Origin of the sequence: Catellatospora sp. NPDC049133 (assembly GCF_040648455.1) — a bacterium.
Taxonomy (GTDB): domain Bacteria; phylum Actinomycetota; class Actinomycetes; order Mycobacteriales; family Micromonosporaceae; genus Catellatospora; species Catellatospora aurea.
This window is the reverse complement of sequence record NZ_JBEZDT010000041.1, coordinates 1-23,948: the sequence shown is the minus strand read 5'-3', so window position 1 is coordinate 23,948 and position 23,948 is coordinate 1. Positions and strand designations below refer to the sequence as shown.

At 69.5% G+C, this 23,948-nt stretch carries 12 protein-coding genes; 6 read left to right on the top strand and 6 right to left on the bottom strand.

Translation table 11 applies throughout. From position 1 onward, the window contains the following. Window positions 1-5: 5 nt before the first annotated feature. Both AB0B35_RS34620 and AB0B35_RS34615 read right to left on the bottom strand, forming a co-directional pair. Complete coding sequence (locus AB0B35_RS34620; protein ID WP_361053844.1) at window positions 6-5,654, bottom strand: RHS repeat-associated core domain-containing protein; 5,649 nt, start codon at window positions 5,652-5,654, stop codon at window positions 6-8. Between the two features lie 14 nt (window positions 5,655-5,668). Next, complete coding sequence (locus tag AB0B35_RS34615) at window positions 5,669-12,262, bottom strand: LamG domain-containing protein (RefSeq protein ID WP_361053841.1); 6,594 nt, start codon at window positions 12,260-12,262, stop codon at window positions 5,669-5,671. A gap of 311 nt (window positions 12,263-12,573) precedes the next feature. Here AB0B35_RS34615 and AB0B35_RS34610 point away from each other — a divergent pair, with 311 nt between their 5' ends. Beyond that, window positions 12,574-12,882 (top strand): STAS domain-containing protein, encoded by a 309-nt coding sequence (locus tag AB0B35_RS34610; RefSeq protein ID WP_361053838.1) that lies wholly within the window; start codon window positions 12,574-12,576, stop codon window positions 12,880-12,882. A 6-nt stretch (window positions 12,883-12,888) separates the two neighbouring features. Continuing rightward, window positions 12,889-13,281 (top strand): ATP-binding protein, encoded by a 393-nt coding sequence (locus AB0B35_RS34605; protein ID WP_361053835.1) that lies wholly within the window; start codon window positions 12,889-12,891, stop codon window positions 13,279-13,281. Window positions 13,282-13,310: 29 nt separating this feature from the next. On the opposite strand, the gene AB0B35_RS34600 is transcribed toward AB0B35_RS34605, so the two are convergent. Next, window positions 13,311-14,888 carry a SpoIIE family protein phosphatase gene (locus tag AB0B35_RS34600; protein ID WP_361053832.1) on the bottom strand — a complete coding sequence of 526 codons (1,578 nt, stop codon included), beginning with the start codon at window positions 14,886-14,888 and terminating at the stop codon, window positions 13,311-13,313. A gap of 141 nt (window positions 14,889-15,029) precedes the next feature. Between AB0B35_RS34600 and AB0B35_RS34595 the strand changes: the two genes are divergently transcribed. Both AB0B35_RS34595 and AB0B35_RS34590 read left to right on the top strand, forming a co-directional pair. After that, window positions 15,030-17,039, top strand: a complete 2,010-nt coding sequence (locus AB0B35_RS34595) for a hypothetical protein (protein WP_361053829.1) — start codon at window positions 15,030-15,032, stop codon at window positions 17,037-17,039. A gap of 28 nt (window positions 17,040-17,067) precedes the next feature. Next, window positions 17,068-17,463, top strand: coding sequence for a hypothetical protein (locus tag AB0B35_RS34590; protein WP_361053826.1), 396 nt, complete (start codon window positions 17,068-17,070; stop codon window positions 17,461-17,463). 144 nt (window positions 17,464-17,607) lie between these two features. Here the strand turns inward: AB0B35_RS34590 and AB0B35_RS34585 are convergent, their stop codons facing one another. Continuing rightward, a complete protein-coding gene (locus AB0B35_RS34585) occupies window positions 17,608-18,732 on the bottom strand; it encodes a hypothetical protein (protein ID WP_361053823.1) in 1,125 nt (374 codons plus the stop codon). Between the two features lie 367 nt (window positions 18,733-19,099). Here AB0B35_RS34585 and AB0B35_RS34580 point away from each other — a divergent pair, with 367 nt between their 5' ends. Further along, window positions 19,100-21,595 (top strand): tetratricopeptide repeat protein, encoded by a 2,496-nt coding sequence (locus tag AB0B35_RS34580; protein ID WP_361053820.1) that lies wholly within the window; start codon window positions 19,100-19,102, stop codon window positions 21,593-21,595. Window positions 21,596-21,628: 33 nt separating this feature from the next. Here the strand turns inward: AB0B35_RS34580 and AB0B35_RS34575 are convergent, their stop codons facing one another. Then, window positions 21,629-22,393 (bottom strand): methyltransferase domain-containing protein, encoded by a 765-nt coding sequence (locus tag AB0B35_RS34575; protein WP_361053817.1) that lies wholly within the window; start codon window positions 22,391-22,393, stop codon window positions 21,629-21,631. A 175-nt stretch (window positions 22,394-22,568) separates the two neighbouring features. On the opposite strand from AB0B35_RS34575, the gene AB0B35_RS34570 reads away from it, so the two are divergent. Beyond that, complete coding sequence (locus AB0B35_RS34570) at window positions 22,569-23,219, top strand: hypothetical protein (RefSeq protein ID WP_361053814.1); 651 nt, start codon at window positions 22,569-22,571, stop codon at window positions 23,217-23,219. A gap of 57 nt (window positions 23,220-23,276) precedes the next feature. Here the strand turns inward: AB0B35_RS34570 and AB0B35_RS34565 are convergent, their stop codons facing one another. Then, the gene (locus tag AB0B35_RS34565) at window positions 23,277-23,801 is read right to left on the bottom strand and encodes a YbhB/YbcL family Raf kinase inhibitor-like protein (RefSeq protein WP_361053812.1); all 525 of its coding nucleotides are present in this window, start codon (window positions 23,799-23,801) and stop codon (window positions 23,277-23,279) included. Between the last annotated feature and the right edge of the window lie 147 nt (window positions 23,802-23,948).

Sequence of the window (23,948 nt, the reverse complement as noted above, 5' to 3'; positions counted from 1 at the left end):
GTCCATCATGGAGTGATCGTCATGTCACCCGACGGGCTGAATGTCACGGTGCCGTTGGGGTGAGCGACGTGGACGGTTTCGTCGATACTCCTGATCCGGGTGGACGTGCCGTAGACGGTGCCGTTGATGACGTTGGTGACGTTGAGGTTGCCGGAGACGCGGCCGATCGCGCCGATCTGCAGAACCGTGCCGTACACGTCGCCGTTGATGATGTTGATGACGTTGAGGTTGCCGTTGTGGCGGCCGACCGAGCCGATCTGCACGACCGTGCCGTAGACGTCGCCGTCGACGAGGTTGACGACGGTGTCGTCGCCGATGCTGGGGGCGCCGAGTCTGGTCGTTGCGCTCAACGATCTCGCTGCGACCATGCCGGCGCCGCCGACGAGCACCCCGGCTGCCCCGACGGCGCACTGCCCCCAGCTCCCGCCGCCGAAGGCGGCGTCACCGCATGACACGGCGGCCGAGACGGCACTCATCGCCAGTCCGATGACACCGCATACGGGGCAGAATATTCCGGCGATGCTCAGCGCACCGGCCACGTACCCGAACGCCGAGCTGGTGGCTACCGACTTGGCCACGCGGCCGGCTCGGCACCAGAAGCTGGCCTTGCACGATTCCTCCTGCTGGCGGGCTTGCTCGGCGGCGCGTTGCTCCGCGGCGACGCGTTCGTTGATCTTCTCGCTTTCGGCGAAGACCGTCGGACGCTCGGCCGCGGTGTACTGGGGCTGGTTCCAGGCACTGGCGGTGTTGTTCTTGACCGAGTAGTACTCGCAGCTGTCGCAGAACGATGTCCGCTGGACCTCCGGGCTCCAGACGCTGGACTCGCCGTTCTTGTGGTGGTAGTAGTCGCAGCTGTCGCAGTACAGGCCGGTCGGGTCGCTGAACGTGACCGGGCTGTTGTTGCTGTACGTGTAGGCGTTCATCAGCTGGGGCTCGTTGCCCATCACCGGGTCCACGGAGATGAACCTGCCGAGGACGGGATCATATTCACGTGCGCCCAGGTGGACGAGCGCCGTGGTCGCATCCCGGGTGCCGCCCACGAAATCTTTCTCACCGGGCAGACTCGAGGAGGTGCCGCGGGTCCCGCCGAACGGTGTCCGCCGCTGCTGCCGGACCGCCATCGTGTCCGCGTCGACCGCCAACTGCGAGGTGCCCTGATGGTCGCCGAGCAGCCAGTACAGCTTGCCGCCGGTGCGCACGGCGACGGTCTTGCCCGCGTGCGCGTAGTACCGCGTCGGCGTCAACGTGCCCGCACTCCGGTTGAGCGTGAGCTCCTGCCCGTCGAGGTAGAGCGTGGTGCTCTGCGGTGTGCGCCGGATGAGCCGCGACCCGTTCGCGTCGTAGACGAAGCTCGTCGCCCCGGTCGCCGTCGTGATCGTGGAGACCCGGCCCTCGGCGTCCCACTGCAGCTCCTGGCCTGGCCGCACGGTCGTGTTGCCGGTCGCGTCGTACTCGTATGAACCCCCTGGGCTCACCGACTGCACCGCGTGCGGGCGGGGTGACCCGGCGGCCGGGTAGGTGTAGGTCGCGGCGCCCGCCTCGGTGGACGCCGTGAGCCGGTTGCCGGCCTTGTCATAGGTGAACGCCAGCCGGTAGGCCGCGGGCCCGCCGAGCGTGGTCGTGTCACATCCCTGCGCCGGAGTCCATGCCTCGGTCAGGCGTCGCAGGTAGTCGTAGCGGAAACACTGCGTGTCGGGGGTGCGGTTCAGCGGCGCGTCCACGATCGAGGTGATGTTGCCGGCCGGGTCGTAGGCGTAGCGCTGATCGGCCTGCATCGGCGCGGGTGCCTCCACATCGGCGATCGTCCGGTCCAGTCTGCGGGTGTGCGCGTCGTAGTAGTACGACTGCCATGCCCGTTTGGCGCCCTCGCCGAACTGCACGCGCGCCGTTTCGCCGAGCCGCGTGTAGAGGGTGTCGGTCACGTAGTGCAACGTCTGGCCGTCGAATCCGCCCCGGGTGATGGTCGGCATACCCAGCTCGGAGCGTTCATGGACCACCCCCTCCGCGGCCAACGAGCCGATGGCGGGCATGGTCTGCGAGGCGAGCACGCCGTCGTAGTCGTAGCGAAGCTCGGTGGTGTAGTTCCCGGCCAGGGTCTGCTCCTGCTCGGGGATCGTCACCGTCATCGACAAGGGTTTGCTGAGCTGGTTGTACGAGCCGACCGAGGTCTTGTACGCCGCCGACCCGACGTGGCGGATCGAGGTGGCGGGCAGGCCCTTGCCCCCGGGCGCGGTGTCGTAGGACCACGACGCGAGCGTGACGCCGGCCTGGGACAGGCTGGTCCGGCGGCCCAGCGCGTCGTAGCCGGTGTGCAGGGTGACCGCGCGGGCGTCGGTCGTGGCGGTCAGCCGCCGGGCGTTGTCGTAGGCCATGGTGACCACGCCCTTGTCCGGGTCCTCCGACCGGACCAGGTTGCCCCGCTGGTCGTAGGCGTAGCGCCACGTGTTGCCCATCGCGTCGACGATGGACGCCAGTTGACCGCTGTCGGTGTAGGTGTATCGCGTGACGTCGGGCGTGCTGCCCTGCTGGAGCTCGACGGTGCGGCCACGGGCGTCGCTGACCTTCACGAAGGGTGTGCCGCCCTGCGGCGGGGTGACGCGGACCCGGTCGCCGTCGTGCGCCTGGGTGGTGCGCCACTTCTCGACGCCGCCGCCGCGGAACGCCGACGCGGCGACCCGGCCGGCCCCGTCGAACGTCGTCATCGTCGCGCCGAGCTTGTCGACCTCGGATGCCACCCACAGCTTGTCGTCGAGCGCCGAGTTGTGGAAGTACGGTGAGCTGGCGAAGTACGCCCGGCCGTGCGAGTCGAAGCGGGTGTCGGTCAGCAGGCGGCCGCCGCCCGGGGCGGGTGTCTGCACCTGGCGCAGCCGCATCAGCGGGTCGTAGATCTCCTTCTTGGTCGTGTAGCCGCCGCGGGCGTTGATGGTGTCGGTGGTGATGACCGTTGGGCCGTTGTCGCGGATCAGGTAGCCGAACGTCATGCTCGCCGATTCGAGCTGCGAGCGTTTGCGGTTGGGCAGCCAGATCGCGGTCGCCCGGCCGAGCGCGTCGTACGTCGTCTCGGTGCGGCGCAGGTTCGCGTCGATCAGCAGCGTGGCCTGCCCCCAGGCGGGAGCGAACGTGGTGCTGGTGACGTGGCCCAGCGCGTTGGTCACCACGGTTTTGGTCATCGGCCCGCCGACCGCCGGGGTGTAGGCCGTGCGGGTCTCGTTGCCCAGCGCGTCCTTGCTGCTCGTGACGCGGCCGTGCACGTCGAAGGCGGCGGTCGCCGTCACGAGGTACCCCGACTCGGTGAGCTCCTCGGTGCGCGTGAGATCACCCGCCGTCGGCGCGGTGCCGACCGGCAGCCCGTCGTAGCCCCGGCGGGCGTCGGCGATCGTGTCGGTCGGCTCCTCGGAGCAGCGCACACCGACCGTCCATACCCGGTACGGCACCGAGATGATCCACTTGTCGTCGTTGCGGGCGTACGACGTGCGGGTGCACTGGTCGTCGTCGGACTTGCCCACGTCGCCGGCGTCGTCGACCTCGATCTCCTGGCCGCGGTCGTCGTATTTCGTAGCGACCCGGGTGGTGCGCCACTGGCCGCCGGTCAAGGCCACGTGCTCGGTGACCGTCCCGGGGCGCACCAGGTAGGACCTCACCGCGCCGCGTGTCGCGTTGGGGCCCTGCACGACCGGCACGGTGATCGCGGTCCGGACCGTCGCGCCGCCGACGCCGTTGAACGTCGCCGTCTCGAACTCGGTGCCCGCCAGCCAGTCGGAATCGGCGTACTCCCCGCCGCGCGAATCGGTCACCTTGATCGAGCGTTGCTGGCCGCCCGGCAGGCGGTCGCCGTCCATGCCACGGTAGAACCGCTGCTCGACCTCGCTGATCGGGCCCGCCGGGTCACTCTGGGCACCCTTGCGCACCCGCACCCGGCCGAAGCCGCGGAACTCGCCGTACGTCTTGCGGTCCTCGTTGCTGAACTCCGACGTCTCCCAGTGCCAGGCGGCGCCGTCGAGGTAGTCGTAGGCGGTGCGCTGCTCGCTCGTGCCGTCGTAGCGGTCGGACTCGACGATCTCGGCGACGACGTACTTGTGGAAGTACTCGGTGCGCTCGTTGCCGCCCGGGGGCGTCCATTTCACCGGGTAGCACCGCTTCGTGTTCGTCTCGGGGCTGCCGGGCATCGACACGCCCTCCACGCAGTCGGGGGCCGCGTAGACGACGGCGATGGTGCCGCCGGTCTCCGAGACGATGCCGGTGATCCGGTATCGGTTCAGTGGACCGACGCCGGTGGTGACGGCGACCCGGTTCGGTTTGGCGGTGCCCTCGAACGTCACGGCGGGCAGCGCCGCATTCCCGTCGACATGCCCGGCATGGACGATCGACTTCAGCCAGAGCCCGGCCTTCTCCCGGTCGCCCGGGTCGGGGAACGAGTGCTGCAGCGTCCACGAGTCCACGTCTGCCAGACCGCCAGCACCACGCACCCGGGTGACGATCTTGGTCAGGCGCTTGGTGTTCCAGAACGTCGGGGCGTAGTTGCCGACACACGTGGCACCGTCGCAGTTGCTCGTCCACGGCACGTCCGGCCAGTTGTCCGGCTTGCCGGGAGTGCAGTCACTGCCAGGCACACACCGGCCCGCGGTGGTGAACTCGACCTGCCCGCTGAGGGCCACCGAGCCGTCGGCCCGCAGACCGTAGTCGATGGTGCGCAGGTAACCGCCCCGGACGTAGCCGACCGCGTCGTCCTTGAGGTTCAGCCCGTACTTGTTGGTCTCGACGTCATAGCTGTAGATCATCATGTTGCCGCGGGCGTCCACGACCTTGTCGAGGTTCCACCGCCACGCCTGCGTGCACCGCGAGCTGTCGTACGTGCCGCCGTGGCACGGCTCCCCCACGTCGTCACCGAAGACCGGCACGGTCCAGGTCGACTTCGACTCCGGACGCGAGCCGTAGAAGTACTGCGTGCCGTCGGGGGTGATGATCCGCCAGTGCTCGCCGTCGTCGTCGCCGTTGGCCACACCGGTCAGCCGGTCGATCCGGGAGCCGTCGTCGCTCTTGGCCCGCCACCGCTGCCCCGACTCGTTGATCAACAGACCGGCCCGGCTCGCCGTCGCGTTGTCGTTGCGCCAGCACAGATCACCGGTCTTCGGCGGCACGGTGCCACCGGCGTCGTCGTCGGCACATCCGCCATAGGTCCGCTCGATGTAACCGGGCTCGAGACCCCAGCCGTCGCCGATCCAGGACGACTGGTTGTTGGTCGTGCTCGTACGGCCATCGACCGTGGAGGAGGAATAGGACAGGCTCAGGACGGGCTCCAGGCCGCCGGCTGCCGGCGGCACCCGCAGTGGATACGACCAGGTGAAGTCGCCCGTATGCGGTGACACGTCCCAACTGGCCGACGGCGACAGCGACGTGGCCGTCGCCGTGCCGCCTCCCCCCGGTGGCGCGGTGCTCGCGGGCTGGTCGCCGTACAGCTCCGACGCGGACGCCTGATCGGGTGGGCGTGGCGCGTCCACGGTCGGCGTGGTGATCGCGGTGGACGGGGTGTCGGGCAGGTCGACCGACGGGCCACCCGCCACAGCGGCCCGCGGCGCGACGACGGTGACGAGGGTGAGGACCATCAGGCCCGACAGTGCCGCGGCGATGAGGCGGTGAGCTCGTGGCAATCGCACGTTGCTATGCCCTTTCACGAGAAGACAGGGATCGGGTTGGGCGCGCCGAGGATCACGAATCCGAGCTGCCCGTCGACGGTGTAGCCGGCACAGGTGGGACTGAAGTCGACGAAGCGCTGCCCGTTGATCCGGCAGGAGAACAGAGGCCTGCTCTCCACCGCGGGCGGCGCCGTCGGCCAGATCTCGGCGATCGCGCCGACCACGGTCTTGCCACCGCAGGCGCCATCGGTGGACAGGAACTGGTCCGTGCCGTCGTAGCAGCTGATCAGCGGGACCGTGCCTGGTTGGCTGAGCAGCGGCACCCAGCCGGCCCCGCCCTCGAAGCGGTGGCCGTACGGCGCACCGTCGACGCCCTGCCAGTGGTCGCCGTCGGTGATCGACCGCCCCAGGTGGGCATACGCCAGGGTGTAGCCGAGCAGTTGCCCGTTGGCCGCGCCCGCACAGTCCGACCTGCGCGACTCGAACCGGTCTCGGCCGTCGTTGCAGCGGTAGATCGCCATCGTGGCCACGTTGGTCGGCTGGCGTGTGTAGGCCTTGCCGATCTCGCCGACCACCGTGGAACCCTCGCAGGCGGGGTCGGTCGAGGTGAAAGCGTCGTTGCCCGACGTGCAGGCATACAGCGAGCGGGTGTCCGGCCGGTCGCCGCTTACCAGCGTGCCGAGGGTGGCCTCGAAGTGGTAACCCGGCCGGGTCGCGGTGCTGCTCGACCCGCTGTAGTGGTCGCCGGCGGCGTTCACATATCGGCCCAGCTGCCCGCCTGCGGCGTCCGCCCAGCCCATGCGGGCGATGTCGGTCCCGTTCTGGATCCCCAGATAGGTGGTGACCTCATCGATCGTGCCGGGGAAGAACTCCGACGCCTGCCCGTTCACCTGAGAGCGGCCGACCGTGAACTTGCCGTTGCCGACCCACAGCGCCACGTTCTGCTTGGTGCCCACGAGTTGCCCGTCCACGTACAGGCGCAGTTGCCGGGCCGCGTAGTCGTAGACCCCGGTCACGTAGGTCCACTGGCCTACGACCGGCGGCTGCACCGACTGCGCGTACTCCACGCCCGACGCGTCGGCGTCCTGCAGGTGGTGGCCGAACACCCAGCGGTCGGGCCCCGGGCGGTACTGCAGGAAGAACGACGAGTTGCGGCTGCCGTCCTGACCGACGACGGTCGCGATCTGATCTTTTCGGGCCAGGTTGACCCAGGCGTTGACCGTGAAGCTGTCACGGGTGGAGATACCGAGCCAGGTGGTGGCCACCCGGCCCGACTGGCCGTCCAGGACCAGCCCCCGGCCCGAGAAGCCCTGGCCGTACGACACTCCTGAGGTGTGCGCCGTCGCGTGGTTGCCCCGCCACGACGAATCGTTGGGTGTGTCGCCGTTGAAGGTGTAACGGCCCATGGCGCCGGCGTACGCGTCGTCGTGGACAGCACGCACCTCGCCCGCGCTCAGCACCCGGCCGAACACCTGGACGTCGTCGATGGCGTGGTTGTAGTAGTCCCCGAGGACTCCGTTCCACTTCGCTCGCCCGATCGTCAGCGGACCGGTGGACGGGATCGTGCCCACCTCGGCCCGCATCGCCGACAGCACGCCGTTGACGTAGAGCTTGAGCTGCTTGAGCCCGCTGTGGTAGGTGACGGCGAGGTGGGTCCAGTCGCTGACCGGCGCCGCCTCGGCGGAGGTGAGCACCACCGCCGGCGGGTCGTCGGCGTCCGACGACGGCACGATCACCGCCCACTTGCCCGCCTGCTTGTTGTATTGCAGGAGAAACGCGCTCACCCGGTTGCCGTCCTGCGCCACGAGCGTGCGGTTGCCGTAGTCGGCGCCCTCCAGGTAGGCCCATGCAGCCACCGAGAAACTGCCCGTGGTGTCGACGACGGCACCCGCCGTCTTGGCGTAGGCCGAGGTGCCGTCCAGCTTGAACCCGCCGTTCTTGCGCCCGCCGACCCAACCGGCGCCGCCGGCCATCGTCACCGGGCGGTTGCTCCCGCTCCTGTCGGCCGAGGTGGTGCCGGTCATCTCGTCGAACGTCCAGTGACCGAGCCGGTCGGTCGGCACGGCGGCCGTGGCGGCCTCGCTCGGGTAGGACGCCTTGAGCGCCGCGACGCGGGTCTTGTCGAGCACGCCCGTGTACAGCCGCACGTCGTCGACCATTCCGGGGAAGTGGTTGGCGGACTGCCCCACCGCCTTGCCCCGCCCGACCGCCAGGCCGCCGGTCGCCTGCCACGAGGTGTCCAGCACGCCGTCCTTCTGGCGCACGGCGTTGACGTAGAGCCAGATCGTCTTGGACGGCGCGTCGTAGACGCCGACCAGGTGCACCCAGGCGTTGATCTCGCCGGGCGCGACCGAGACCGCGGCCCGTGCGACGGCCGGAGTCGTGTCGCTCTCCGGCATCTCGAAGATCCACGAGCCGGACAGGTTGTCGCCGTCGTCGACCAGGTGGCCCAGCCGGAACTTGCTGGTCTGCGCACCGTCGACGGTCACAGCGTCGCGCCGGCAGCCGGCGTACGGGTCCGCGCAGTCCGCCGGATCCATGTGCACCCACGCCGAGACCGTGAAGCTGCGGTCGGTGCGCAGATCGACCTTGGCGGTGGTCGCGGTGGCGTTGGAGCCGTTGAGGCGCAGGGCGTTTCCGGATCGCCCGACCGCACGCTGGTAGCCGCCGGACAGCGAGGCCGTGCGGCTGCCCACCGCGTCGGCGGCGTTGGCGCCGCCGGGCTCGTCGAACGTCCACTGGTGCGCCAGGCTCAGATCCCGTCCGGCCTGGGTGCGCACCTCGTCGGCGAACAGCACGCGGTTGTAGACCGCGACGTCGTCGATCGCCCCCGGGAACCGGTCGACGCGAGTGCCGTTCCACTTCGCGGCACCGATCTGCAACTGACCGGTCGCGTGGTTCCACATGGCCGGAGCGGTGCCGGTGCCCGCGAGGACCCCGTTGACGTACAGGTGTTCCTGGCGCGTCGCCGCGTCGTACACGGCGGCCAGGTGGGTCCACGCGCCTACCTGAACAGACGGGCCCACGAGCCGGTGATGCACGTCGCCGCCGTCGGCCCGGTCATGGCTGAACATCGTGAACGCCCAGTGGCCGTCCGGTGTGGCCTGCAACTGAAACGCGCTCACATACGTTCCGTCCTGCGACACGACCGCTGGATGGCCGCCGACGCGGTCCAGCCGCGCCCAGGCGGAGACCGCGAAGCTGCGACTGGTGTCCAGCGCCTTCGGGGCCGAGACATAGCCGTTGCCGTCCAGCGCCAGCGCCAGGTCGGCCGGGTCAGGGCTCGTCGTCTGCCCGCCGGCGAAGCCGATCGTCTCGGCCTTGCCGGCATCGCGGCCCTTGCCCGACGTGTCGGCCAGGCCCCCGTCCAACCGCCACAGGCCCTCGGTGACGTTGTTCTGGCTCACCAGGCCCTGGATCTCGGCCTGACCGAGCGGACGGCTGTAGGCGCGCACCTCGTCGATGCGCCCCGGGAAGAAGTCGGTGTTGACATCGTTCCATCGCCCCCGTCCGACGGTGAACGCCCCGGCGGCGCGGAAGCCGCCGACCCGCGTCGTCTCTCCGGCCGACTGCCCGTCCACGTAGAGCCGCACCAGCTTGGTGTTCGCGTCATAGACCGCGGCGACGTGGGCCCGCTGGCCCACCTTCGCCGGGACCGAGCTACCGACCATGGTGCTCGCGGTCGGCGTCGGCTCGTCGCTGTTCGGCAGCAGCATCCACCAGCGGCCGCTGTCGGCGCTGCCGGGGTCAGGGCGGTAGTGCAGGGCGAAGGCGCTGCAGTGCTGGCCGTCCTGCGACAACATCGTCACCGCGGTGTTCTGCGGGGCCTGCCTGCTGAGCTCCACCCACGCCGCGACAGTGAAGCTGCGGTCGGTGTCCACGAGCGGCCCGCCCATGCTCACCGCGCCGGTGGAGCCGTCGAGCCGCAGCGAGCCGTCCACCATGCCCGGGGTGGTGAACGACGCCCCACCGGTGAGCACGCCCGCGGCGCCGCCGCTGACGTTGTTCGCGGCCGTCAGACCGTTGGGCTCATCGAAGCGCCAGTGGCCGACCTGGACGTTGTCCCGGCTGACGGCGGTGCGCACCTCGGTGTCGGACAGGGCCCGATCCCAGATGGCGACCTCGTCGATCGAGCCCGGGAAGTGGTCGACGCCGGGGTTGCCGTCCCACATGGTCCGCCCGATCTGGACCTCACCCGTCGCGTTCCACGCGGGCAGCGTGCGGTCGATCTCGCCGCTCTTCACGCCGTTGACGTAGATGCGCATCTTGCGCGACTGCGCGTCGTGGACACCGGTGACATGCGTCCACACGCCGGTCTGAACGGTCTCGGCGGCGACGGCGAACTCGCCGGAGTTCTGGGCGCCGGGCATACCGAAGACCCAGCGGGAACCACCGGCTGCCGTGTCGCCGCGGTGCCAGAGGACGAATCCCGGGAAACGGTCACCGCCCTGGCTCACGATCGCCCGGGCACCGACCGCCGTGTCCAGCTTCACCCACGCCGAGACGCTGAAACCGGCCGTCGTGTTGACCGCGTTGGGTGCCTTGACGTGCGCCATCGTCGCCGGGTCGAACGTCATGGCATTGCCCACAGCGCCAGGGGTGTAGGCCGTGCCACCCGAAGGTGTGCCGTCGCGGAAGCCGAGGAACGCGGTGTCCTTGGTATCGCCCTCGAACGACCACTGGGCGAGCGGGCCGTTACCGGCGCGCACATAGAAGTGGTGGATCGTCACCGGGCTCAGCCGGCCGGCCCGGTCCGCGGCGTAGACAAAGAGGTCTCGCGGCCCGTCCCCGGGCGGTGTGAGCGGGATCGACGCGGACGCGTTGAGCGCACTCGCGTCGAGTCTCTCGACAGCCGAGGCGTCCCAGCCGTACCGGTAATGGTCGATGTCGCGCAGTTCGTCTGCGGCGAAGTCGGGCGTGAACGTGAAGACGCCGGGAACCGTCGTGCCCCCATGCCAGCGGTTGTCGGCGGGATACACGTCGCTGGTGACCGTCGGTCCTTTCACCGGGCTCTTGCGGTCGACCACGAAGGAAGGCCCGACCTCGTACTGGCTCCAGTGCGCGTCGACGGCGTGCACATCCCAGCCGATGGTGGTCTGATCGCCTTGCGTGCGCGCGTCGAAGGTCCTGACCGCCAGGTCGCCGGAGTTGACCGCGCCGCCCCAGATGCCGACGCCGTTGATCTGCCAGTAGGGGCTCATCTGGTCGCCGTCGGGATCGGTGAGCCGGGCGCGCAGGTCGATCAGGTCGTCGCCGAGGTACACCTTGCCGCCGCAGTTCTTGCACGCCACACGCGACGGCGAGACCGACAGCTCGGTGGGCTTGTTCGGCTTGGTGTTGTATTCGACGTACAGCACCGTGCGGCCCGGATCGTACTTGCGCCAGTAGCTCGAGTTGCCCTCGTCGGCCGCGCCGAGAAAGTAGCTGGAGAAGTCGCCGAACCGGATGTGGCCCTTGGTGTCGAAGCCGACATGGTGCTCACCAGGGTCGGCGCAGCCGGAACGCGCGCCCGCGACCGCCTTGGTGTCGATCACCCAGTGGCCCGGCTGATTGTTCCAGGTCGTGCCCGCGCCGTACTGACCGTCGGCCCAGTAGAGGTGCTGGTTGACGACCCCGCAGTCGGGCCGGTAGACCGCGACGGTGTTGACGAACGCCTTGATGAACTCCTTGCCGCCCAGCCAACGCGTGTCGTACTGGAAATAGGTGCGGGCGACGCCGACGACCGCGTTGCAGTTGGACCAGTTGCACAGACCCACCTGCGCGGTGCCGGCCGGGTCGGCGGTGCTGTTGTAGTACGCGCGGCCGGCGTTGCCCGAGTAGACCCCGCCCCACGCGAACTTGCCGAGCTGCGCCGGGGCCGGGTCGATGGTGACCGGGAACGTCGTGTCGGGATCGTCGAGCAGCTTGCGATCTGCCGTGATCACCAGTGACCTGTCCCGGATCGCGACGGTGGCCAGCGCCTCCTTGCGGTGGGATGCCGAGTCCCACATGAGCGACGGCGGCGACCGGAAGATCGGCTGCCCCTGCAGATCCCGGCCCTCGATCGACCCGTCGGGTCCGACGCCGACCTTCACCCGCTCGGTCGTCATGCCCAGCCGCACCTGCCGCGCCGAAGCGACCGCCTGACGCGTCTTGACCACGATGTGCTGGGTGTAACCGGCGTTGTCGGCCTTCAACACCAGGTCGATGCCGGGCATCACCTCGCGATAGGTCGCCGTGTCGCCGCTGAGCACCGGCCTGGGCAGCGCCTTCGGCCAGAAGAAGCCGACCCGCGACGCGCCAACGCCGTAGCGCACCATCGCCGCGTCACCCCCGCCCGAGAACGCGACCTCGGTCGCCGCGACCCGCGGACCGACCGAGCCGTCCGGCTTGACCTCAAGGGTGGTGTCGATCGGCAGCCAACTGCCGTTGCGCCGCACCCGCACCGGCACCGTCGTCATCTCCGCCGCCATGCGCCCGTCCGGCTTCGCCTGCACCAACCGCGTCTCGGTCGTCAGATCCGCCACCCGCACCGGCGTCTGCTGCCGCTTCGCCGCCACCAGCGCCGAAGCACTGTCCGGCGCCTCCTGCACGCTCACGTGCGAGATCGGCTCGACGCCCCGCGGTGCCGCCGGCCGACCGGTGCTCACCGGTCCTGCCCCGCCGACCGTCAACACGAGGCAGGCCACAGCGGCCCGCGCCATCCGTCGCGCGTCCCGGAAACCTCGTCCCACAACACCCTCCCCCCATCAGCCAGCACACAGGCTGATACCGGACGGAGTATCGTCGCGGCCCCTTTCAGATCGCTTTCAGTCTCCAAACAGGAGCGTGTCCCGGGCCAGGCCCCACTGCCATCGGCCTGAGCCGTCAATTACCGGACCAGGCACCTACGGTGCGATGATGGCGAACGGTCCGTTCATCGTCGACAGATGGGTGCTGTTGCAGTATGGGAGTGCTGACGGTGTCCATCGCCGAGACGGCTGACCGCATCGTGGTAAGCGTCGGCGGTGAGTGCGACATGAGTTCCAGCGACGGGCTCGCTTCGGCACTGGATGCCGCGATGGAGTCCGCTCTGCCGGTCGAGGTGGATCTCGCCGAACTGCGGTTCCTCGATTCCAGCGGCATCCACGTCCTCGTCACGGCTTACCGCACAGCGCAGTCGCGACGCACGACCGTTCATGTGACACGGGCGACAGGCATGGTGGCCACAGTGCTGGAGCTGACGGGGGTCGGTGCGCTGCTGGCCCCCCAGCCGCAGGGCGAGTGGTGATCGGCGATGGAGCCTGACAGCACCCTGGCCACCCCTGCGGACGAGGCGGCGTTCACGGTCGCCGATGACCTCGCGGGGATACGCGGATTCGTGCGCGATCGAGCGGTGGCGGCCGGGCTCCCTACGGCGCGTGCCGAGATGCTGATGCTCGCGGTCAGTGAACTGATGTCGAACACGATCGAGCACACCGGCGGTGGAGGTGTGGTGCGCGTGTGGACGGACGCGGGCGCGGTGGTGTGCGAGGTGCGCGACCAGCGGCCGGGCGGGTCGCGTCCCGCGTCGGCGGTGATGCCGGCGGCCGATGCGATCCGGGGACGCGGGATGGCGATCGTCTCACGGGTGTGTGACTCGGTGTCCCTGGACAGCGACGGGTCGGTTCAGCTGCGCATGATGTGCTGACGCCGGCCGAGCCGCCGCGCGGGCGCAGGTCATGGCCGTACCGACACGGCCAGCAGGCAGGTGTCGTCGTCGGGGCTGGCGTCGCCCAGCAGCGCCGCGAGGTGGGCCAGGGGTCTGCCGTCGGGGTGCGCGGCGGCGGCGGCCATCGTGCGGGCGACTCTGTCGACGGTGTCGCTCGTGTCGCGTCCGCGGCGTTCGACAAGTCCGTCGGTGTAGAACAAAAGCAGGTCGCCGGCGTGCAGCCGGCATCGGGTCTCGGGGTACTCGGAGGTGGCGAGGGCGCCGAGGATCAGTCCGTCGACCCGGGTCAGCGGCCGGGTGCGCCCGGCGTGATGGTGCAGCGGCAGCGGGTGTCCCGCCCGTGCCCAGCGCAGGGTACGGTCGCTCGGCTGGTACACGGCGATCGCGGCGGTGCTGGTAGTGCCGAGGCGCAGACACAGGTGGTTGAGGTGCGACAGCAACCGCCCCGGGTCGGCTTCCTCCACGGCGGTCCACCCGACCAGGGCGTAGCGCAGGTGTGCCATCGCGGTGGCGGCGGTCAGGCCGTGACCGACGACGTCGCCGATGGCCAGGATGACCCGCCCATCGGGCAGCGCCATGGCGTGGTACCAGTCCCCGCCCACCCGGGCCCTGTCCTCGGCAGGCAGGTACTGCACCCACAACTCGAGGTCGGCGAGGGCGAACGGGGCGTCGGGCAGCGGCTGGATGATCTGCTGGAGCTGCCCGGTGAGCCGGTGCTCGGCGACCATCGTCAGTTCCCGTGTCCGCAACTCCTCCTGGAGCCTTTCGACGTCGGTGCGTGACGTCTCGCGAGCCGTGACGTCCTGCACGACCCCGTACAGCTTCACCGGCTTGCCGGCGGCGTCACGGGCGGTGTCGGCGAGCAGCCGCATGTGTTTGACCTTCTCGCCGACTCGGATGCGGAACGTCAGGTCCGACACCAGGCCGCTGTCGAGCATCTGCCACGCCGTCTCGCGCAGCGGCTGATCGTCGGCGATGATGTGCGCCGTCTGCTCGGCGGTGCTCATCGGGCCGAGCGCGGGATCGCGTTCGAAGATCCGGTACATTCCCGGCGACCAGCTGACCTGCCCGGTCAGCAGGTCGGTCTCACCCCAGCCGAGATTGCCGAGCAGCTCGGTCTGCTCGCGGCGGCGCTCACGTTCGTCCAGGCGGTTCCACCACACCATCAGGCCGCCGCAGACGCGGTGCACCGACACGTCGAACAGCGACGTGGCGATCACACCCTCCCCCTCGGCGTGGTATTGGAAGTCCGGCAGATGCCGCGGCGAGCCGTCGGCGTACACCTGGCGGTACAGTTCCCACAGCGGGCCGCCGACCATTGCCGGATACAGGGCGCCGAGGCGGTGGCCGAGCCGCTGGTCGCCATCGCGGCCGGCGACGTCGTGCGATTTCGTGCCGACGGCGGCGATCTCGAAGTCGGCCACCTCACCGTGTTCTGCGGTGACGGGCAGCAGCCAGGTGCAGCTTGCCGGGACAGCGGACAGCAGTTCCCGTACCACCGGAAGCATCGACCGGCCGACTGCCAGCAGGTCCGCCGGGCTGGGCGCGAGCGCCGGCCGGTCTGGGGATCGGGTGTCGCCATCCACGGCTCACAGCGTAGAGCGCCATCGCAGAGGCAGGAACCGGGGCGTTCCGCTGACCCGCCGGTGACCCTGCGGACGACCGGAAATGCGTTTCTCCGATGGCTTGTGCCCCCTAGGATCTCCGGTGATCAAGGGAGATGACAAGTGGTCGATTTCGAGCAGTTCGTGACGGATGTAACCACCCGTCTATCGGTGATGTCCGAGGGAGAGCTGTACGTCGTCGGCGACAGTCTCGACCGGGATTCACTCTGGCTCACCTTCCTCGATTCCTTCCCCGCCGGCACCAATCTCCGGTTCCGTGAGCGGTCCGAGTACGACTGTTCGACCTGCCGCGGGTTCGTCAAGAACTTCGGCAACGTGGTCCAGATCGACGACGGCCGGATCCGCACCGTCTGGTCCGGGGTGTCTTCATCCGACCCGGTCTTCGCCGTCGTCGCCGCCGCGATGGACGAATTCGTCGGCACGCTGCCGTTGTCCGGCATCTTCCGGTCCACCGAGGCGCAGTACGGGACCAAGACGACCCGATCCCTGCGCGACGGCCAGGTCGAGGTGTGGCACCACCTGCACGGCCGGGTGGAGAAGCGGCACCGCACCAGGGACGCCGGCGCCGAACGGGGTGCCTTCGACGCCGCGGTGCAGGTGTTCCAGCGTGGCCTGGCCGAGCTTACCCAGCATGCGCTGGACACCGTCGTCGACCTCATCGACGACAATGCCCTCTACCGCGGCACGGAGCACCGTCGGGCGGTGACCGAGTTCCGGTCGCTGCAGAACCGGTGGACGCAGGCGGCCGATGGACGGGCCTTCATCTTCGCCAACGCCATGAACCCGGCGGCCCGGTTCCGCAACACGGTGATCGGCACCCTCGTCCAGGATCTCTCCGCGGGCGTCGACCTGGAGCAGGCGGTCCGGTCGTTCGAGACGAAGGTGGCACCGCAGAACTACCAGCGCCCCACGGCGTTGATCACCCCGGCCATGGTCAAGGCCGCGATGAAGACCATCGACGAGTTGGGCATCGAGGAGTCGTTGCAGCGCCGGTTCGCGCGGTTGTCCGACGTGTCGGTCACCAACGTGCTGTGGGTCGACAACGACACGCAGGCGCGGATGAAGGACGGCATCGAAGGGCTGCTCATGCAGGCGGCCGCCACCGGTTCCGCAGGTGCGCGCCTTCGTGACGCGAAGCCGGAGGAGGTTCCCGTGGTCGCCTTCATGAAGGACATCCTGCCCGGCGCCGCGAGCATCGACCTGTGGGTCGCCAACAGCCACGAACCGCACTTCGTCAGTCTCACCACCGGCCGGCACCCGTCGGCCCCGCGACTGTTCACCTGGGACAACGACTTCGGCTGGTCCTACCGCGGCAACGTCGCCGACTCGATCAAGGAGAAGGTCAAGCGGGCCGGCGGCAACGTCACCGGCAGGCTGCGGGTGAGCCTGTCCTGGTTCAACCACGACGACCTCGACCTGCACGTCTTCGAGCCCGACGGCACCCACATCTGGTACCAGGACAAGCGCAACAAGCTGGACGTCGACATGAACGCGGGCGGAGCGTACTCGCGCGAGCCGGTGGAGAACGTCACCTGGACCGACCACCTCCCCGACGGCGAGTACCGGATCGAGGTGAACCAGTTCAACATGCGGGAAAGCACCGGGGTCGGCTTCGTGATCGAGACCGAGAGCAACGGAAAGACCGAACAATACAGCCACGACCGGGCGGTCGGTCACAAGAAGACCGTCGAGGTCGGCCGAATGACGGTCGCCGGCGGGGTGATCACCGCGTTCCGGCCGGGTAAGGACATGCAGCCAGGCAGCGCGAGCAAAGACCTCTGGGGTATCGCCACAGAACAGTTCGTGCCGGTGTCCACCATCATGTACTCGCCGAACCACTTCGACGACAGCGAGGTCGGCAACCGCCACTACTTCTTCATCCTGAAAGGGTGCGTGAACGACCAGCCGACCCGAGGGATCTACAACGAGTTCCTCCGCGGCGACCTGCAACCGCACCGCAAGGTGTTCGAGGTTCTCGGCGACCGCACCAAGTGCGAGCCGTCCCCGGATCAGCTGTCCGGCCTCGGCTTCAGCTCCACGGTCCGCAACCGCGTGCTCGCCAAGGTGGCCATGGCCGCCGGTCGGCGCCGCCTCATCAGCATTCAGTTCTGAGTACCCACCCTGACATCGAGAGGCCACCATGACCATCTTTGAGGCAGCCACCCGGGAGAAGTTCCGTTACCCGTCGGCGAAGGGCCTGCTGACCACGGAACAGCTGTGGGAGCTTCCGCTGACCGCCAAGTCCGGCTTCAGCCTCGATGACGTGGCCAAGGCCGTCAACGCCGAGCTCAAGGCCGTCGACACGGAGTCGTTCGTGGCCACCGAGGCCAATCCGGCCAAGGCGACCTTGGAGACCAAGTTGGCGGTCGTCAAGCGTGTCATCGCCTTCCGCCTCGCGGAGGACCAGGCGGCGAAGGCGGCGGCAGCCAAGAAGCTGGAGAAGGAGAAGCTGCTTGCCGTCCTCGGGCGCAAGCAGGACGCGGTCCTGGAGAACCTGACCGAGGCAGAACTGGTCGCCCGAATCAACAACCTGTAGCCCGCCGACGATCAACGTCGGCCGGCAGGCAGGCAGGCACATCGCGAGTCGAGCAGATCCGACGATCATGGTGGGCAGTGACGATGCTGTGGGAGTCATGCGACTCCCACAGCATCGTCATGGAGATCCGCGGCCGCGGACAGCTCACATGTTCTTGGTGAAGTCGTACAGGTCCAGGGCCGTCTGGTCGAAGTACGGCGACGCCACGATCGTGGGGTTGGGCAGCTTGTCGACGCGGCTGTTGATCCCGTTGACCAGGCCCCAGTTGCCGTCCCAGTTCAGCAGCCAGCCGCCGCCGCTCGCGCCCTTGTTGAAGTTGCAGGGGATCTTGATCGTCTCGGTCCAGACGTTGGCGTTCTCCTGCGAGGAGTAGCCACTGCAGCGCAGCAGGTTGCCGCCGTCGAACGGAGCCTGGGCGGGGTAGCCGAACGCGTTCTGCAGGTTCTGCGTGCCGGCGAACGTCCACAGTCCCTGGCCGCCGAGGTAGCTGACGATGTGGTTGCCGTTCAGCGTGCCCATGATCGCCACGCCCATGTCCTCAGCCGGGGCCGACGAGTTGATCCACGCGTTCATGGTCCAGATGCTGACGGCGTACCAGGTGCCATACGGGCGCGGGTTGGCCAGGTCGTCGTCGTAGGCCGGCACGAACGCCCAGCTGGAGGCGGCCTGGCCGCCCGCGCCGCTGTGGATGCAGTGTCCGGCCGTCCACACCGTGTCGGCGCCCGCAGAGTTCACCACGGTGCCGGAGCACTGGTAGGAGAGCCCGCCGAGCACGAAGAACGCCTTGCCGCTGGTGCGCGCGGTCGGGTGGGACGAGGCGAAGTTCGGGTTGACGGCCAGTGTCGACGCGCCACTGCCCTTGGGGGTGCCCAGGGCCCCTTCATAGGGTGGGATCACCGTAGGTTTGCGGGCGGCGGTGGCCGCCTGCGGCGCCGCGGTCTTCGCCGCCGCGCTGCCCGCGGCCATGGCGCGGGCGTACTCGGGCGACTCCTCGATCGGCCTGGCCGCGCGCATGCGCTCCGGCGTCCAGAACGCGTCGACCGCCTGGGCCGCGGTGACGTTTCGCCCGTACTTCGCGCGTCCGGCTGCCCACGCCTCGGCGTGGACCGCCACCGCGCCTCCGGTCACGCCGGCCTTCGCGGAAAGGCCCGCATCGCCGGGGGCGGCCGCGGCGGACTGGGGCGCAGCCAGGGCTACCCCGGCCGCCAACGCGACGGCCGCGAGGATCCGGGCCGTGGAGACCTGTCGCCCGGTCGTTGTGACTGCCATTCATGTTCTCCCAACCTGTGGCGGAGCCCGTGCGGCATCCGCTCAGACGGTTACTGTTATCGATGGAACGACTGTCCAATGGGGATGTTGGACACGTTGGACACCTGGACCTGTGGCACAGGCCTCCGCACCGGCGCGGCGGATCGCCACGGGCGGCGGTACGGGCCCGTCGAGCATTGCCGCGGTGGTCCACACGCGACCTGTGGATCTCGACCTCAGCCATGGGCGGCCTTCGGCATGCCCAGCTGCGCGGCATTAATGCCTTATGTATCGAATAAAACGGCCATGTTCCAGTGATGCCAGAAAGACTGAGCCATCCGCGGTGTCAGCGCATGAGACTGCCGGGTGGCCGGCAGGGGGAGACAGAATGCACGACCAAACAGTGCGTCCCGGCGCACGGCAGGCGTCCCACCAGACACCCGACGCACCCCACTCCGCGCTCGCGGTGGATCGCGAACTGCAGACGGTGCGGGACCTGGCCCTGCTTTTGCGCAAGCTGCGGCACCGCCACGCCCGCCAGCACGGCGGCAGCTTGTTGACGTACCGGCAACTGGCAGCGAAGACCGGCTGGTCCCACGGAATCATCGGGGAGTACTTCGCGGGAAACGTCCTGCCCCCCACCGAGCGGTTCGACATCCTGACCCGGCTGCTCGGGGCCACCAGCGCTGAGCAAGGCGTATTGGCGACCGCACGCGACCAGGTCGAGGAAGGTCGACGTCGCATGAACCCGCCCGGCGGGCACACCGCAGCCGGTGCCGCGCGGGCTCAGACGAACGGCCTGGCGGCAGGTGCTCCCGTGCCGCAGCAGTTGCCACCGGCCCTGGCCGCCTTCGTAGGCCGCGCGGAGCTGCTCGCCCAGCTCGACGCCACCACAGTCGACGGGACAGGCAGCTCAGCCGAGCCGGCCGCGACAAGCGTGGTGCTGTCGGGCACCGCCGGGGTCGGCAAGACAACTCTCGCGGTGCACTGGGCCCACCGCGCCGCAGAGCGTTACCCGGACGGCCAGCTGTACGTCAACATGCGCGGGTTCGACCCCAGCGGCTCCATGATGCCGCCCGCCGAGGCCCTACGCGGATTCCTGGAGGCACTGGACGTGCCGCCCGAACGCCTCCCGACGCACCTGCCCGCGCAGGTGGGGCTGTACCGAAGCCTGCTCGCCGACCGGCAGATGCTCATAGTGCTGGACAACGCCCGCGACGTCGAGCAGGTGCGCCACCTGCTACCCGGCAGCCCGAGCTGCCAGGTACTGGTGACCAGCCGCAACCGCCTCGACGGCCTGGTCGCCGCCGAGGGCGCCGTCCCGATCACCGTCGACCTGCTCGCCTTCGACGAGGCGTGGCAGTTCCTGGCACGGCGCCTCGGCGCAGACCGGCTGGCCCCAGAACCGCAGGCCGTGGACGAGATGATCGAACGGTGCGCGCGACTGCCGCTGGCGCTGGCGGTGGTCGCCGCCCGAGGGGCGGCACATCCGTCGTTCCCGTTGTCGACTCTCGCCGCCGAGCTGCGGGAGACCAGGCGGCTACCCGACGGGTTCGGCGGCGGCGGTGACGCCAGCACCGACGTGCAGACGGTCTTCTCCTGGTCGTACCAGCATCTGAGCCCGCCCGCCGCGCGCCTGTTCCGGCTGCTGGCCTGCCATCCGGGGCCGGACACCGCGATCCCCGCCGCTGCCAGCCTGGCCGGCCTGCCCCGAGTCCAGGTGCGCCGGCTACTGGCCGAACTGGCCCATGCGCACCTGGTCACCGAACACCTGCCAGGCAGGTTCAGCCTCCACGACCTGCTGCGGGCGTACGCGGCCAACCTGGCGGAAAGCATCGAAACCCTCGACACCCAGCGGACGGCGACCCAGCGCGGCCTGGACCACTACCTTCACACGGCACACGCGGCCGCACTGCTGTTGCAGGCCGGCTGGGATCCGATCAGCCTGCCCGACGCCCCACCCGGGGTGGCACCCGAGCAGATCGCCGATCACGACCACGCGCTGAGCTGGTTCACCGCCGAGTACCGCGTGCTCCTGGCTGCGGTAGACCACGCCGAACGCGCCCATTTCGAAGAGCACGCCTGGCGGCTGGCACGGACCCTGGTGGACTTCCTGCAACGCCAAGGCCACTGGTCGGACCTGGTCGCCGCGCAGCGCACCGCCCTTGCCGCGGCGCAGCAGGTGGGCGAGCGGCCCGGGCAGGCCAGCGCTCACCGCGATCTCGCCCGGGCGCTTGCCCGAGTCGGCGAACGGGAGGAGGCGGAGGGCCACTACCGCGCGGCGCTGAACCTCTTCAGCGAACTCGGCGACCACACCGGGCAGGCACGGACCCACCGGGCGTTCGGCGCGCTGCTGGACCGGCTCGGCCGTCATGCTGATTCCCTGCACCACGCGCAGCAAGGCCTGGAGCTGTACCGGGTCGCCGGTCACCTGTCCGGAGAGGCCAGCGCACACAACGGGGTGGGGTGGGCGTACGCCAGACTCGGCCAGTACGGGCCGGCGCTGGACCACTGCCGGCGAGCGCTGGTGCTGCTGCGCCAGACCGACGACCGGCACGGCGAGGCGAACACCTGGGACAGCCTCGGCTTCATCCACGACCGTCTCGGCCGCTACCGCCGGGCGGTCTCGTGCTACCACCGGGCCCTGATCCTCATCACGCAGATCGGTGACCGCTACGACGAAGCGGAGACCCTGAACCGGCTCGGTGACAGCCGATGGTCCTTGGGCGACCGAGCAGGCGCCATACGAACCTGGCAGCGGGCCCTACGGATCTTCGACGACCTCGGCCATCCCGATGCCGAGGGGGTGCGCCACCGGTTGGTCCGCGCCACCGCGCCTGCGGGCAGGGCACCGAGTGCTGGTCCGAACCCTGCAGGAGCATGAACTCAGGCCCGTACAGTCGAAGATCAGGCGGGGTCATTGCGGGCGGCGTGCCCAGACGACGGGCATCAGGGCAAGGATGTCGAGGTGGCCGGGCCGCCCGAACCAGGCCCTGCTCGCTTCGACCTGTTCGACGGTCAGCCGCCCGGTGGCCGTCATCGTGTCGAAAGCCTGCTCGAACGTCGCCCGCATGACCCTCTCCCCCGCCCCGCCGTCACCGACCAGCAGCGGATGCACCGCCATCCGGATGTCGGTCATGCCGTACGCCGCGAGCAGCGGCGGTAGACGCCTGCCGAATGTCGGCTCGGTGCCCATCTGCGCACGGAACACCTCCAGCAGTGCTCCGGTCACCGCCCGCAGTTCCGGATGCGGCGTCATGGCCGACACCGTCATGTCGACCCCGACAACCACGAGGTGGCCGCCGGGGCGCAGCCACTCGACCAGCCGCCCGACGGCAGCCTCGGGATCACGGAGCGTCTCGAACAGGAAGCGTGCGTGGACGAGGTCGAACGGACCGCCTGGCACCGGGTCGGCGGTCGCGTCGTGAGCCAGCACGGTCAGCCGTTCGCCGGGGGTCAGGAAGCGGGTGTCCAGGTCGGTCGCCACCACGGTGGCTGTCTCTGCCAGCCACCGTGCCACCGAGCCCGCTCCTGCACCGACGTCCGCGCAGAGCCAGCCGGGTGCCAGGCCGAGACTTCCGATGAGTCCCTTGGAGATCGGATCGCACAGCTCTTCCAGCGCCCGCAGGCGAGCCAACTCGGTCGGGATGTCCTTACCCAGGACTCCATCGGCGTACTTCATTGTCCAACGATAGGCCGGGGCCAGTCACGAGGGTCCGTTCATTCGTCGTCCAGCCAGTCGCGTCCCCGGACCGGGTTGCCAGGCGGACAGTAGCGGGGCGGTCCGTCCCGGCTGGACGCCGCCAGGCGCGGCTCGATAGGCTGCCGCGCTCGCCGATCAACTCCTGGAGGACCCGGTGTCGGACACCTTCCTGCTGGCGGCCCGCGTCCCGATGTCGCGGGAGGGCTTCGACCGATGGCTCGACACACCCGCGCCCGGCCACGCCGCCATCGCCAATCCGGCGGCGATGTTCGACGGCCGGTACTGGGACGGCCAAAGCGTCGACGGTGTATGGGACGCCGCGGGCGCGACGCCCCGCGAGTTCTTCGGCGGCCTGGTCGAGCAGGCGTGCGACGGCGGCCCGCAGTCGACGGTGCTGCTGCACCGCGACGGTGCGCTGGAGGCCTACCTGCTCCGGTTCGGCTTCGCGGAGGACCACGTGCGCACGGCACTGCTCATGTTCGCCGGCGCCGGTCCGGTCATGGCCGGACCAGGCGACGGCACGGTGCTCTTCTGGGCCGAGACCGGGGCGAACATGCTTGCCGCCGACGACGACGGCTGGCTGTCGGTGCTGTCGATCGGCGCGGCCGGGTCCCGGTTCGTCGCCTCAGCAGATCTGGCCGCCCCGGTAGCCGCGCTACGCCCGGTCGAGAACCTGCTCTTCGCGCTGATCGAACGGCTCGGCGACGAGGAGGACGAGTGGGACGCCGACGCTGGACCGTACCGTACGGAAACCCCGCGTGATCCGGCGTTCGTCGACCCTGCCGTGCTGACCCAGAAGTCCTAAGGAAGCCAGTCAGAGGGCGCGGCTACTTCGCGGCTACTTCGTAGCCAGGCCCATGGTCTATCTCTCGTGGAGGCCGTGGATCACGGCTCGCGCGATGCCGTGGGTGAACAGCATGAATCCGAGGTATGCGGGCGTTGCGCCGTCGGGAAGGTCGAGTGTGGGCACGTCCACCGCGTGTACCGCGATGAAATAGCGGTGCGGGCCGTGTCCGGGCGGAGGTGCCGCGCCGACATACCGCGCCAGGCCGTCGTCGTTGCGCAGGGTCACCGCCGCGCCGGGTAGTCGGCGCCCGTCGCCGGCCCCTGCCGCGAGTTCGGTGACCGTGGCGGGCAGGTCGGCCACGGCCCAGTGCCAGAAACCCGAGGCCGTCGGCGCGTCCGGGTCCAGCACCGTCACCGCGAAGCTGCGGGTCTGTTCAGGAAACCCCGACCAGCTCAACTGCGGGGAGATGTCCGAGCCGCCGGCCCCCATGATGCCGCCGGTCTGGTCCCGGCCCAGGGGTTGCCCGTCTGTCACCGATTGCGATGTCAACGTGAACGTGCCCACCTGGGGAAGGAAGTCGTACGGATCGTAGGGAAGCATTGCCGTGTGCCTTCCGGATCATCAGGCGCCGATGGGTGGCCATCGGCACCGTTTAGGCCACATCTCATTTGGTGAGGTGGTTGTAGCAGGTCAGGGTGCAGGCGATGTCGGCAAATGCGAGGAAGTGTTCAGGGGTTCGCTCGTAGC

Bases quoted from the DNA above. Each gene is read 5' to 3' on its own strand.
- AB0B35_RS34575 (WP_361053817.1), bottom strand. From the start codon at position 22,393: ATGAAGTACGCCGATGGAGTCCTGGGTAAGGACATCCCGACCGAGTTG.
- AB0B35_RS34605 (WP_361053835.1), top strand. From the start codon at position 12,889: ATGGAGCCTGACAGCACCCTGGCCACCCCTGCGGACGAGGCGGCGTTC.
- AB0B35_RS34590 (WP_361053826.1), top strand. From the start codon at position 17,068: ATGACCATCTTTGAGGCAGCCACCCGGGAGAAGTTCCGTTACCCGTCG.
- AB0B35_RS34585 (WP_361053823.1), bottom strand. From the start codon at position 18,732: ATGGCAGTCACAACGACCGGGCGACAGGTCTCCACGGCCCGGATCCTC.
- AB0B35_RS34565 (WP_361053812.1), bottom strand. From the start codon at position 23,801: ATGCTTCCCTACGATCCGTACGACTTCCTTCCCCAGGTGGGCACGTTC.
- AB0B35_RS34580 (WP_361053820.1), top strand. From the start codon at position 19,100: ATGCACGACCAAACAGTGCGTCCCGGCGCACGGCAGGCGTCCCACCAG.